The sequence below is a fragment of the Stutzerimonas stutzeri genome (assembly GCF_019090095.1).
GTDB lineage: Bacteria > Pseudomonadota > Gammaproteobacteria > Pseudomonadales > Pseudomonadaceae > Stutzerimonas > Stutzerimonas stutzeri_AN.
Genome location: NZ_JAGQFP010000002.1, coordinates 250,684 through 263,495, shown reverse-complemented (window position 1 = coordinate 263,495; position 12,812 = coordinate 250,684). Strand labels below are relative to the sequence as shown.

At 60.3% G+C, this 12,812-nt stretch carries 9 protein-coding genes; 5 read left to right on the top strand and 4 right to left on the bottom strand.

Going from position 1 to position 12,812, the window contains the following annotated elements; all coding sequences use genetic code 11:
• Positions 1 to 479 precede the first annotated feature (479 nt).
• The 5 genes from dnaA (at position 480) to ahpF (ending at position 8,345) form a co-directional block, all read left to right on the top strand.
• Positions 480 to 1,931, top strand: a complete 1,452-nt coding sequence (dnaA, locus tag KVO92_RS10935) for a chromosomal replication initiator protein DnaA (RefSeq protein WP_217475681.1) — start codon at positions 480 to 482, stop codon at positions 1,929 to 1,931.
• Between the two features lie 35 nt (positions 1,932 to 1,966).
• On the top strand, positions 1,967 to 3,070 hold the full coding sequence (dnaN, locus tag KVO92_RS10930) for a DNA polymerase III subunit beta (protein WP_217475680.1): 1,104 nt from the start codon (positions 1,967 to 1,969) through the stop codon (positions 3,068 to 3,070).
• 11 nt (positions 3,071 to 3,081) lie between these two features.
• Positions 3,082 to 4,194, top strand: a complete 1,113-nt coding sequence (gene recF / locus KVO92_RS10925; RefSeq protein ID WP_217475679.1) for a DNA replication/repair protein RecF — start codon at positions 3,082 to 3,084, stop codon at positions 4,192 to 4,194.
• Positions 4,191 to 6,605, top strand: a complete 2,415-nt coding sequence (gyrB, locus tag KVO92_RS10920) for a DNA topoisomerase (ATP-hydrolyzing) subunit B (RefSeq protein WP_217475678.1) — start codon at positions 4,191 to 4,193, stop codon at positions 6,603 to 6,605. The genes recF and gyrB overlap by 4 nt, the downstream gene beginning before the upstream one ends.
• Positions 6,606 to 6,779: 174 nt before the next feature.
• Positions 6,780 to 8,345, top strand: coding sequence for an alkyl hydroperoxide reductase subunit F (ahpF, locus tag KVO92_RS10915; protein WP_217475677.1), 1,566 nt, complete (start codon positions 6,780 to 6,782; stop codon positions 8,343 to 8,345).
• A gap of 68 nt (positions 8,346 to 8,413) precedes the next feature.
• Here the strand turns inward: ahpF and KVO92_RS10910 are convergent, their stop codons facing one another.
• From KVO92_RS10910 to glyQ, 4 genes are read right to left on the bottom strand one after another with little or no spacing between them, the layout of a single operon-like run.
• Entirely contained in the window at positions 8,414 to 9,151 is a 738-nt protein-coding gene (locus tag KVO92_RS10910) for a lysophospholipid acyltransferase family protein (RefSeq protein WP_217475676.1), read from the bottom strand.
• Positions 9,148 to 9,690 carry a D-glycero-beta-D-manno-heptose 1,7-bisphosphate 7-phosphatase gene (gene gmhB, locus KVO92_RS10905; protein WP_217475675.1) on the bottom strand — a complete coding sequence of 181 codons (543 nt, stop codon included), beginning with the start codon at positions 9,688 to 9,690 and terminating at the stop codon, positions 9,148 to 9,150. Before gmhB ends, KVO92_RS10910 begins: the two co-directional genes overlap by 4 nt.
• 4 nt (positions 9,691 to 9,694) lie before the next feature.
• Complete coding sequence (glyS, locus tag KVO92_RS10900) at positions 9,695 to 11,749, bottom strand: glycine--tRNA ligase subunit beta (protein WP_217475674.1); 2,055 nt, start codon at positions 11,747 to 11,749, stop codon at positions 9,695 to 9,697.
• On the bottom strand, positions 11,746 to 12,693 hold the full coding sequence (glyQ, locus tag KVO92_RS10895; protein WP_217475673.1) for a glycine--tRNA ligase subunit alpha: 948 nt from the start codon (positions 12,691 to 12,693) through the stop codon (positions 11,746 to 11,748). Before glyQ ends, glyS begins: the two co-directional genes overlap by 4 nt.
• Between the last annotated feature and the right edge of the window lie 119 nt (positions 12,694 to 12,812).

Genomic DNA, 12,812 nt, shown 5'->3' with positions numbered 1-12,812 from the left:
GCGGGCCGGAATGGCCCCCTTTTAAGAGACCGGCGATTGTAGAGAAGCTCTGTCGCCAGGTCAATTTCCAACCAGTGCGATAGGCAGAGAAATAGATAAGAAGAAAAGAAATTAAGGCTTTCTTAATGCAGAGCTTATAAATGGTAAAACGATTTTCTGTGGATAGATCGCTGGATGCCAGGGGCACTGGGGCCTGCATGGGAATCAAAAGGTTCTGTGAAAACAGTGTGTTCTCGGTGTGCATCGTTTGGATGACCTGTGGGTGACTATGCGACTTATCCACAGGCGGCGTTATGCTAGCGGTGTACACAGGCTTTTCCTAAGCTTTTATGGTGGGTTATTAACAGAGTTCCTGTCTGGCGGAGGCCGGCCGAAGACCGATCCATGGTCCAGATAAAAACGTCCCCTTTGTGGATAACTGCCCGTCTGAGGGCTACAATGGCTGCCGTTTTACAGCTCGACAGCGTCTAGGAGATTCCGTGTCGGTGGAACTTTGGCAGCAATGCATTGACCTCTTGAGAGATGAGCTGCCGGCCCAGCAATTCAACACATGGATCCGACCGCTCCAGGTCGAAGCCGAAGGGGACGAGCTGCGCGTCTATGCCCCGAATCGGTTCGTGCTCGACTGGGTGAACGAAAAGTACCTGTCTCGATTGCTCGAGCTACTGTCCGAACGCGCGACGGGTTTGGCACCTTCGTTATCACTATTAATAGGTAGCAAGCGCACGACGGCTGCTCAGCCGATGAGCGCGGCGATGCGTAGTCCGCAGCCAGTCGGCGCGCCAGCCGCTGCCGCGCCCCCGCAAACGCCGCCAGCAGAAGCGCCTGTGGCGGCCGCTACCGAGCCGCCTCCTGCCGTTAACCCAGCGCGTACCGAGCGCAATGTGCAGGTCGAGGGTGGGCTCAAGCACACCAGCTACCTCAATCGGACCTTTACCTTCGAGAACTTCGTCGAAGGCAAGTCCAACCAGCTAGCCCGCGCCGCCGCCTGGCAGGTCGCTGACAACCCCAAACATGGTTATAACCCTCTGTTCCTTTATGGTGGGGTGGGGCTCGGCAAGACGCACTTGATGCACGCGGTAGGCAATCACCTGCTGAAAAAGAACCCCAACGCGAAGGTCGTATATCTGCACTCCGAGCGTTTCGTGGCGGATATGGTCAAGGCGCTGCAGCTCAACGCCATCAACGAGTTCAAGCGCTTCTACCGTTCGGTGGACGCGCTGTTGATCGACGACATCCAGTTCTTCGCCAAGAAGGAACGTTCGCAGGAAGAGTTCTTCCACACCTTCAATGCCCTGCTCGAAGGTGGGCAACAGGTCATCCTGACCAGCGACCGTTACCCGAAGGAAATCGATGGCCTCGAGGAGCGACTGAAGTCGCGCTTCGGCTGGGGGCTGACCGTGGCGGTCGAGCCGCCCGAGCTCGAGACCCGGGTGGCGATTCTGATGAAGAAGGCGGATCAGGCCAACGTCGACCTGCCGCATGATGCGGCTTTCTTCATTGCCCAACGCATCCGTTCGAATGTTCGTGAGCTCGAAGGCGCGCTGAAGCGGGTGATCGCCCATGCGCATTTCATGGGTCGTGATATCACCATCGAACTCATCCGTGAGTCGCTGAAGGATCTGCTTGCGTTGCAAGATAAGCTTGTCAGCGTCGACAACATCCAGCGTACGGTCGCCGAGTACTACAAGATCAAGATTTCCGACCTGCTGTCCAAGCGTCGCTCGCGCTCGGTGGCTCGGCCACGGCAGGTCGCGATGGCGTTGTCGAAAGAGCTGACCAACCACAGCCTGCCTGAAATCGGCGATGCCTTTGGCGGGCGTGATCACACGACGGTCTTGCACGCCTGTCGTAAGATTGCTGAACTTCGCGAACTGGATGCGGATATTCGCGAAGATTACAAAAACCTGCTGCGCACTTTGACGACTTAACAGACTGCGGCCATTAATAGGCAAGGGACCAGACCATGCATTTCACTATTCAACGCGAAGCCCTGTTGAAACCTCTGCAGTTGGTTGCCGGTGTTGTCGAACGGCGCCAGACCTTGCCGGTATTGTCCAACGTATTGCTGGTTGTGCAGGACCATCAGTTGTCGCTGACCGGTACGGACCTTGAAGTCGAGCTGGTGGGCCGAGTTGCGCTGGAGGACGCCTCCGAACCGGGCGAAATCACCGTGCCGGCGCGCAAGCTGATGGATATCTGCAAGAGCCTGCAGCCCGATGCGCTGATCGACATTCGTCTGGACGACCAGAAGGTTGTGATCAAGTCCGGGCGGAGCCGGTTCACGCTCTCCACCCTGCCCGCCAACGACTTCCCTACTGTCGAGGAGGGGCCGGGGTCCCTGAATTTCAGCGTCAACCAGGGCAAGATGCGCCGTCTGATCGAGCGCAGCAGCTTTGCAATGGCCCAGCAAGACGTGCGTTATTACCTGAACGGCATGCTCATCGAAGTATCCAGCGGTATGCTGCGGGCGGTCGCGACCGATGGCCATCGACTGGCGATGTGTTCGATGCAGGCCGGTATCGAACAGCCCGATCGCCATCAGGTCATTGTGCCGCGCAAAGGTATTCTCGAACTCGCGCGGTTGCTTACCGATCAGGATGGCGAAGTGGCCATTGTTCTCGGCCAGCATCACATCCGTGCCACCACCGGTGAATTTACCTTTACGTCGAAGCTGGTGGACGGGAAATTCCCCGACTACGAGCGTGTGCTGCCGCGCGGAGGCGACAAGCTGGTGGTAGGCGAGCGGCAAACGCTGCGCGAGGCCTTCAGCCGTACGGCGATTCTGTCCAACGAAAAATACCGCGGTATCCGCCTGCAACTCGAAAACGGGTTGTTGAAGATCCAGGCGAACAACCCGGAGCAGGAAGAAGCCGAAGAGGAAGTAGCGGTCGACTACACGGGTAGCTCGCTGGAGATTGGTTTCAACGTCAGCTATTTGCTGGATGTGCTGGGCGTCATGACCACGGATCAGGTTCGCTTGATTCTTTCCGATGCGAACAGCAGCGCGTTGGTTCAGGAGTTCGATAACGATGATTCGGCGTATGTCGTCATGCCGATGCGTCTGTAACCCGCTAGTTAATGTCACTTAGCCGCATCTCCGTCACCGGCATTCGCAACCTGCAGCCGGTGACGTTAAATCCCTCCCCTCGTATCAATATCCTCCATGGCGACAACGGAAGCGGAAAGACCAGCTTCCTCGAGGCCATTCACCTGCTTGGCATGGCGCGCTCTTTTCGCAGCACACGTTTGAATCCGGTCATCGGCCATGAACAGAGTAGCTGCACGGTCTTTGGTCAGGTCCAGCTGGATGAGCAGCAGTCGAGTGCCCTGGGTATCTCGCGCGACCGCAGTGGAGAGGTGCGGATTCGCATCAACGGACAGAGCGTACGAAGCGCCGCCGAACTCGCCGATGCCTTGCCATTGCAGTTGATTAACCCGGACAGTTTCCGCCTGCTCGAAGGCCCGCCCAAGCTTAGGCGCCAGTTCCTGGACTGGGGGGTGTTTCACGTGGAACCTCGCTTCCTGCCAGCCTGGCAGCGGCTGCAGCAGGCGCTTCGGCAACGGAACTCGTGGCTGCGGCGTGGTACACTGGACGCCGCTTCGCAGGCGGCATGGAGCCGTGAGCTCAGTTCCGCGAGCGATGAAATCGATGGCTATAGGCGCGCTTATATTCAAGCGCTAAAGCCTGTATTCGAACGTACCTTGGCTGCTCTGTTATCGCTGGAAGGTTTTCAGCTGAGCTATTACCGCGGCTGGGACAAAGAGCGTCCTTTGGCGGAGGTTTTGGCCGCGTCGATCGAGCGCGACAGACTGATGGGCCATACCCAGGCCGGGCCGCAGCGCGCCGATTTACGGTTGCGGATCGCCAACCATAATGCTGCCGAAACGCTGTCGCGCGGTCAGCAGAAGTTGGTGGTCTGCGCGCTACGTATTGCCCAAGGGCATCTGGTCAGCGAAACCAAGCGTGGTCAGTGCATCTATCTGGTCGATGACCTCCCGTCCGAATTGGACGATCAACACCGGCTAGCGTTGTGCCGGTTGCTGGAACAGCTGAATTGCCAGGTGTTCATTACCTGCGTCGATTCAGAAGTATTGCGAGAAGGCTGGCGTGACGATACGCCGGTCTCAATGTTTCACGTGGAACACGGTGCGATAGCCCCGATCCACGGCCCCTCGGGAGTGAAGGCATGAGCGAAAACCACACGTACGATTCGTCCAGCATCAAAGTTCTGAAAGGGCTCGATGCGGTACGTAAGCGTCCCGGCATGTATATCGGCGACACGGACGACGGGACCGGCTTGCACCACATGGTGTTCGAAGTGGTCGACAACTCGATCGACGAAGCACTCGCTGGCCATTGCAGCGAAATCAGCATCACCATTCATGTAGATGAGTCCATCAGCGTTCGCGATAACGGTCGCGGTATCCCGGTGGACATTCATGAAGAAGGTGTGTCCGCAGCAGAGGTCATCATGACTGTGCTGCACGCTGGCGGTAAGTTTGACGATAACTCCTACAAGGTATCCGGTGGCCTGCACGGTGTAGGTGTTTCGGTGGTTAACGCCTTGTCTGAAGAGCTTGTGCTGACGATCCGTCGTGAAGGTAAAGTCTGGGAGCAGACCTACCGCCACGGCGTACCGCAAGCGCCGTTAGCCGCCGTTGGCGAAACTGGTGACTCGGGCACCGAGATCCACTTCAAGCCATCGGCCGAAACGTTTCAGAACATTCATTTCAGTTGGGACATTCTGGCCAAGCGCCTGCGTGAACTGTCGTTCCTGAACTCCGGTGTGGGCATCGTGCTGCGCGACGAGCGCAACGCGAAGGAAGAGCTGTTCAAGTACGAAGGCGGTCTCAGTGCGTTCGTCGCCTATCTCAACACCAACAAGACGCCGGTCAATGAAGTGTTTCACTTCAATGTTCAGCGCGATGATGGCGTGGGTGTGGAAGTGGCGCTGCAGTGGAACGACAGCTTCAACGAAAATCTGCTCTGCTTCACCAACAACATCCCTCAGCGGGATGGCGGCACGCACCTCGCGGGCTTCCGCTCCGCGTTGACCCGCAACCTGAACAACTACATCGAACAGGAAGGTCTGGCGAAGAAGCACAAGGTTTCGACCACCGGTGATGATGCGCGCGAAGGCCTGACGGCGATCATTTCGGTTAAGGTCCCTGACCCCAAGTTCAGCTCGCAGACCAAGGACAAGCTCGTCTCGTCGGAAGTCAAAACCGCGGTCGAACAGGAAATGGGCAAGCATTTCGCGGACTTCCTGCTCGAGCACCCCAACGAAGCCAAGGCCGTCGTTGGCAAGATGATCGATGCAGCGCGCGCGCGCGAAGCGGCGCGCAAGGCACGTGAGATGACCCGTCGCAAGGGCGCGCTGGACATCGCCGGGCTTCCCGGCAAGCTCGCCGACTGCCAGGAAAAGGACCCTGCCCTTTCCGAACTGTACATTGTGGAGGGTGACTCCGCGGGCGGTTCTGCAAAGCAGGGCCGTAACCGCAGGACTCAGGCGATCCTTCCGCTGAAGGGGAAAATCCTCAACGTCGAGAAGGCCCGTTTCGACAAGATGATCTCTTCCCAGGAGGTGGGCACGCTCATCACTGCGCTCGGCTGCGGTATCGGCCGGGAAGAGTACAACATCGACAAGCTGCGTTATCACAACATCATCATCATGACCGATGCCGACGTTGACGGTTCGCACATCCGCACGCTGCTGCTGACCTTCTTCTTCCGTCAGCTGCCGGAACTGATCGAGCGGGGCTACGTGTATATCGCGCAGCCGCCGCTGTACAAGGTCAAGCGCGGCAAGCAAGAGCAGTACATCAAGGATGATGAGGCGATGGACGAATACCTCACCCAGTCGGCCTTGGAAGACGCCAGCCTACATGTCAACGAGGACGCGCCGGGGCTGTCCGGCGAGGCGCTGGAGCGGTTGGTCAACGACTACCGTACCGTGATGAAGACGCTGGACCGGCTCTCGCGGCTCTATCCGCAGGAACTGACCGAGCACTTCATTTACCTGCCGCGGGTGACCGTCGAGCAGCTCGGCGATCAGGCTGCCATGCAGGCCTGGTTGGAACCATACGCTGCGCTGCTCAAAGGGGTCGAGCGGTCCGGTCTGACCTACAAGGCGAGCTTGCGCGAGGACAAAGAGCGCAATCTGTGGCTGCCAGAGGTGGAGATCGTGTCCCACGGGCTGGCGAGCTACATCACCTTCAACCGGGACTTCTTCAGCAGCAACGACTACAAGACGGTCACCGTGCTTGGCGAGAAGTTGAACAGCCTCCTCGAAGACGGCGCCTATGTTCAGCGCGGCGAGCGCAAGAAGCCGGTTGCGACCTTCAAGGAGGCGCTCAGCTGGTTGATGACCGAGGGTACCCGGCGGCATAGCGTGCAGCGATACAAAGGGCTGGGCGAAATGAACCCGGACCAGCTTTGGGAGACCACCATGGATCCGGCGGTTCGACGGATGCTCAAGGTCACGATCGAAGACGCAATCGCAGCCGACCAGATATTCAACACATTGATGGGCGACGCAGTAGAGCCCCGCCGCGACTTTATCGAGTCCAACGCGTTGGCGGTGTCCAACCTGGATTTCTAATCGTTTCGGCTGTGCAATCCTCAAACCCGGCGAAAGCCGGGTTTTTTGTTCCACGTGGAACACGATAGGGTCAATCAATCGCGTCGCTTTGCTTAATCAATTTATAAGATGCCCGCTTCGCCCTTATCCTGTGCTCATCAACTTTTTTGAGCCCTTGGCCGCAGAGGAATCTTCATGCTCGACACTAACCTGAAAGCGCAACTGAAAACCTACCTGGAAAAGGTCACCCAGCCGTTCGAGATCGTCGCGTCCCTCGGTGAGGGCGAAAAATCCCAGGAAATGCTCGAGCTGCTGCAAGAAATTACCAGCCTCAGCGACAAGATCACCCTACGCACCGACGGCAATGACGTACGCAAACCGTCGTTCGCGCTCAACCGCATCGGCGGCAACATCGACCTGCGTTTCGCCGGCATTCCGATGGGCCATGAGTTCACCTCGCTGGTCCTGGCCCTGCTGCAGGTTGGCGGGCATCCGTCGAAGGCGGCGCCGGAGCTCATCGAGCAGATCAGAAACCTCGACGGCGAGTACCGCTTCGAGACCTACTTCTCGCTGTCGTGCCAGAACTGTCCTGACGTGGTCCAGGCGCTGAACCTGATGGCCGTGCTCAACCCGAACATCCACCACGTCGCCATCGACGGTGCGCTGTTTCAGGAAGAAGTCACGATTCGCCAGGTCATGTCCGTGCCGAGCATCTACCTCAACGGTGAGCTGTTCGGCCAGGGCCGCATGGGTGAAGAAGAGATTCTCGCCAAGCTCGACACCGGCGCTTCGGCGCGCGACGCCGAGAAGCTCAGCGCCAAGGAGCCGTTCGACGTGCTGGTGGTGGGCGGTGGCCCGGCTGGCGCTGCGGCGGCTATCTATGCGGCGCGTAAGGGGATTCGTACTGGCGTCGCGGCTGAGCGCTTCGGCGGTCAGGTGCTGGACACCATGGCCATCGAGAACTTCATCTCGGTGAACGAAACCGAAGGCCCGAAACTGGCCCGTGCACTGGAAAACCACGTGCGCGAATACGATGTCGACATCATGAACCTGCAGCGTGCCGCCCAGCTGATTCCAGCCTCGGGCCAAGGCGGTCTGCATGAGATCAAGCTGGAGAACGGCGCTTCGCTGAAGGCCAAGACGTTGATCCTCGCCACCGGTGCCCGTTGGCGTGAAATGAACGTGCCGGGCGAGCAGCAATACCGTGGCCGTGGCGTCGCCTACTGCCCGCACTGCGATGGCCCGCTGTTCAAGGGCAAGCGTGTGGCGGTGATCGGCGGGGGCAACTCCGGTGTCGAAGCGGCCATCGACCTGGCCGGTATCGTTGCCCAGGTCACGCTGCTGGAGTTCGATGGCCAGCTGCGCGCCGATGCCGTGCTGCAGAAGAAGCTCCACAGCCTGCCGAACGTCACCGTCATCACCAGCGCGCTGACCAGCGAAGTGCACGGCGACGGCCAGAAGGTCACCGGGCTGACCTACAAGGACCGCACCTCCAGCGAGTTCCACAGCCTGGAGCTGGAAGGCATCTTCGTGCAGATCGGCCTGCTGCCGAACTCCGACTGGCTCAAGGGCACGGTGGAGCTGACCTCGCGTGGCGAGATCATCGTCGATGCGCGTGGCGAGACTTCGCTGCCGGGCATCTTCGCCGCCGGAGACGTCACGACGGTGCCGTACAAGCAGATCGTCATCGCGGTCGGCGAAGGGGCCAAGGCCTCGCTGAGCGCCTTCGATCACCTGATCCGCAGTTCGGTCGCCGACTAAGGCGGGGGTAACAAAAAGGGGGAGTCGATGCAGGTCGGCTCCCCCTTTTTCGTTATCGCTTGCTGAGGTCAGGCGCTGCGTTCGAGCTCGCTGACCTGCGCGTTGACCCAGTCTTCAGCACGCTGATTGAGCTCGGCAACCGCCCGCGGTCCTTCGCTTTCGGCATGCATCGCCGGCCCGATCACCACCCGAATGGTTCCCGGCCGCTTGCCCCATCCGGACTTGGGCCAGAACGTTCCCGCGTTGTGCGCAATCGGCAGTACCGGCAGCTTGGCGTTTACCGCCAGCGCCGCACCGCTGCGTGAAAACTTGCCTGGCTGGCCGACCGGCATGCGGGTGCCTTCCGGAAAGATCAACACCCAGGCGCCCTGCTCCAGGCGCTCCTGGCCTTGCTTGGCCACCTGTCGTAACGCGGCTTTGGGGTTATCGCGATCGATGGCAATCGGCTTGAGCAGCATGATCGCCCAGCCAAAGAACGGGACGCGCAGCAGCTCGCGCTTGAGCACCTGGCTCAGCGGCTCGAAATAGGCGGACAGGAAAAAGGTTTCCCAAGTGCTCTGGTGCTTGGCGAGAATCACGCAGGGCCGCTCCGGAATGTTTTCCTGACCGCTGACTTCATAGCGTAGGCCGACGATGGTCTTGGCCAGCCATACGGCGCTACGGCACCACGTCTGAACGACGAAGCGATAGCGCGTGCGAAACGACATGAATGGCGCGAAGACCAGACTGACCAGACACCAGGCAAAAGCCGTGAAGGACAGCAGCAGATAGAACAGGACGATGCGCACCGGCAGCAACAGGTTCATTGCTTGGCTCCCAGCAGATGGTCGGCCACGGCCGCCAGGTCATCGAACACTCGCGTTCCGGGCGGCAGCGTCCCTTCCAGCGTCTTCATGCCCTTCCCGGTCCGCACCAGGTAGGGCACGCCGCCGAGACGCATGCCAGCATGCAGATCGCGATGGCTGTCACCGACAACCGGCACGCCTTCCAGATTTTCCAGATGAAAGTGCTCGGCGATTTTCCGGAACAAACCGGGCAAGGGTTTGCGGCAATCGCAACCCGCGTCCGGCCCGTGCGGGCAGTGCACGATCAGATCGATGCGACCGCCCTGCTCCATCACCAGCTGCTGCAGCTTGAAATGCATGTCGTCGAGCGTGGTTGCATCGAACAGGCCCCGTGCCAAGCCGGACTGGTTAGTGGCGACGGCCACCGTCCAGCCCGCCTTGCTCAGCCGGGCAATGGCCTCGATGGACCCCGGAATCGGGATCCACTCGGCCAGGCTTTTGACGTACGCGTCGGAGTCCTCGTTGATCACCCCGTCACGGTCGAGCACTATCAACTTCACCGGCTTAGCCAAGTGCGGAAATATCGGCAACGCCAAGGAACAATCCTCTCAACCGGGCAAGCAAGGCATAGCGGTTGGCGCGCACCGAGGGATCTTCGGCGTTCACCAGTACCGCCTCGAAGAAGGCATCCACCGGGCCACGCAGGTGCGCCAGACGTTCCAGCGCCTCGCGATACTGGCGGTTCGAGGCGAGAGGCTGTACGGCCTGCTCGGCCTGTTGCAGGGCCGAATACAGCGAGAACTCGGTGGCGTTGTCGAAGTAACGCGGTTCTACCGTCTCCGGTAGTTTCGTTTCGAACTTGCTCAGCAGATTCCAGACACGCTTGTTGGCTGCCGCCAGCGCGGCCGCTTCCGGCAGGTTACGGAATGCCTGCACCGCCTGTACACGTTGGTCGAAATCCAGCGCCGATCCCGGCTGTACGGCGCGCACCGACAGATAGGACGCCACCTCGACGCCTTCGTCTTCGTAACGTGCCCGCAGACGGTCGAAGATAAACTCCAGCACCTGATCGGCCAGGCCTTCGGCCTTCACCTGCTTGCCGAACTGGCCAACGGAGAACTGCACTGCAGCGACCAGATCGAGGTCCAGCTGCTTTTCGATCAGGATGCGCAGGATGCCCAAGGCTGCGCGACGGAGCGCGTAGGGGTCCTTGCTGCCAGTGGGGAGCATGCCGATGCCGAAGATACCGACCAGGGTGTCCAGCTTGTCCGCGACGGCCAGCACCGCGCCGGTATGGGTCGTGGGCAGGTCGGCACCCGCGCCGCGTGGCATGTATTGCTCGTTCAAGGCCAGGGCGACGTCGTTGGGCTCGCCACCATTGGTCGCGTAGTAGTAGCCGGCGATACCCTGCATCTCCGGGAACTCGCCCACCATTTCAGTGGCCAGGTCGCACTTGCTGAGCAAACCGGCGCGCGCCGCCCATTGGGCGTTGCCGTCGGTGCGCTCGGCGATGAAAGCGGCGAGCCGTGAAACCCGCACGGCCTTGTCATAGACGCTGCCCAGCTGCGCCTGGAAGATCACGTTCTTCAGGCGCTCGTTGAAGCTGTCCAGTGGCTGCTTCTTGTCCTGCTTGAAGAAGAACTCCGCATCGGTCAGACGCGGGCGGACGACTTTCTCGTTGCCTGCGACGATCTGTGCCGGGTCTTTGGATTCGATGTTGGCCACAGTGATGAAGCGTGGCAGCAGCTTGCCGTTGGCATCGAGCAGGCAGAAGTACTTCTGATTGTCCTGCATGGTGGTGATCAGCGCTTCCTGCGGCACTTCCAGGAAGCGTTCTTCGAAGGAACACACCAGCGGCACCGGCCATTCGACGAGCGCGGTCACTTCGTCGAGCAGGGCCGGCGGCACGATGGCGCTGCCGTTCTGCTCGCCAGCCAGCTGCTCGATACGCTTGGCGATCAGCTCGCGGCGCTCGGCGAAATCGGCGATCACACGAGCACCACGCAGGTCTTCGAGGTAGCTCGCCGGCTTGGAAATGCGCACCGGGCCCGGGCTGTGAAAACGATGGCCGCGCGATTCACGTCCTGCACGCTGAGTCAGAATCGTGCAATCGATCACCTGGTCACCGAGCAGCATCACCAGCCATTGGGTCGGCCGAACGAACTCTTCCTTGCGCGCGGCCCAGCGCATGCGCTTGGGAATCGGCAGTTCGTTCAACGAGGTTTCGACGATGCCAGGCAGCAGCTCGGCGGTCGGCTGGCCGGGAATCGAGCGGCTGTAGCGCAGCTTCGGACCGCTACGGTCGATCTCGGCCAGCTCGACGCCACACTTGCGGGCAAAGCCCAGGGCCGCCTGGGTCGGCTCGCCGTCAGCGTCGAACGCGGCCTGCAGCGGCGGGCCATCGAGGTTGATGCTGCGATCCGGCTGTTGGGTTTCGAGCTGATCGATCAGCACGGCGAGACGCCGCGGAGCGGCAAACGCCTGGACGCGTCCGTGTGCGAGTCCCGCTTCCTTCAAGCCTTTTTCGATACCCGAACGGAATGCGTCGCTGAGTTTGCCTAACGCGTTCGGTGGCAGCTCTTCGGTGCCGAGCTCGACCAGGAAATCCAGTGCACTCATTCTGCAGCCTCCAGCTTGGCCAATACTTCGTCACGCAGTTCAGGGGTCGCCATCGGGAAGCCGAGTCTGGCGCGCGCCTGCAGGTAGCTCTGCGCCACCGCGCGAGCCAGTGCTCGCACGCGCAGGATGTATTGCTGACGCGCAGTCACCGAGATGGCCCGGCGGGCATCGAGCAGGTTGAAGGTATGCGAGGCCTTCAACACCATTTCGTAGGTGGGCAGTGGCAGCTCCAGCTCGATCAGCCGGTTGGCTTCCGCCTCGTAGAAATCGAAGAGTTCGAACAGCTTGTCGACGTTGGCGTGTTCGAAGTTGTAAGTCGATTGCTCGACCTCGTTCTGATGGAAGACGTCGCCATAGGTGACGGTACCGAACGGGCCGTCCGTCCAGATCAGGTCGTAGACCGAGTCGACGCCTTGCAGGTACATCGCCAGACGTTCCAGGCCATAGGTGATTTCGCCCGTGACCGGATAGCACTCGATGCCGCCGACCTGCTGGAAGTAGGTGAACTGGGTGACTTCCATGCCGTTGAGCCAGACTTCCCAGCCGAGCCCCCAGGCACCGAGCGTCGGCGACTCCCAGTTGTCCTCGACGAAACGAACGTCATGGACCGAAGTGTCGACACCGATCCGGCGCAGCGACTCGAGGTAAAGCTCCTGGAAGTTTTCCGGGTTGGGCTTGAGCACCACCTGGAACTGGTAATAGTGCTGCAGGCGGTTGGGGTTCTCGCCATAACGTCCATCGGTAGGACGGCGGGAGGGCTGCACGTAGGCCGCGTTCCAGGTTTCAGGTCCGATGGAACGCAGGAACGTGGCGGTGTGGAATGTGCCGGCGCCCACTTCCATGTCATAGGGTTGCAGGACCACGCAACCTTGCTCCGCCCAGTAACTTTGCAGGGCGAGGATCAGGTCTTGGAAGGTGCGCACGGCAGGCGTAGGCTGGGTCAAAATTTCACCTGTGCTGGCTTCGACAGAAAGCCTCGGAGTATACCCGATAACGGCTCCGGGCCGTGGTGGCGCATGCCTTTGCGTAGGCGCCGATGGCCAAGCGATCTGCTCGTTGCCTT

What these genes read in the sequence shown, in the direction of transcription:
- ahpF (WP_217475677.1), top strand. Translation starts at nt 6,780, where the DNA reads ATGCTCGACACTAACCTGAAAGCGCAACTGAAAACCTACCTGGAAAAG.
- recF (WP_217475679.1), top strand. Translation starts at nt 3,082, where the DNA reads ATGTCACTTAGCCGCATCTCCGTCACCGGCATTCGCAACCTGCAGCCG.
- gyrB (WP_217475678.1), top strand. Translation starts at nt 4,191, where the DNA reads ATGAGCGAAAACCACACGTACGATTCGTCCAGCATCAAAGTTCTGAAA.
- KVO92_RS10910 (WP_217475676.1), bottom strand. Translation starts at nt 9,151, where the DNA reads ATGAACCTGTTGCTGCCGGTGCGCATCGTCCTGTTCTATCTGCTGCTG.
- dnaN (WP_217475680.1), top strand. Translation starts at nt 1,967, where the DNA reads ATGCATTTCACTATTCAACGCGAAGCCCTGTTGAAACCTCTGCAGTTG.
- glyS (WP_217475674.1), bottom strand. Translation starts at nt 11,749, where the DNA reads ATGAGTGCACTGGATTTCCTGGTCGAGCTCGGCACCGAAGAGCTGCCA.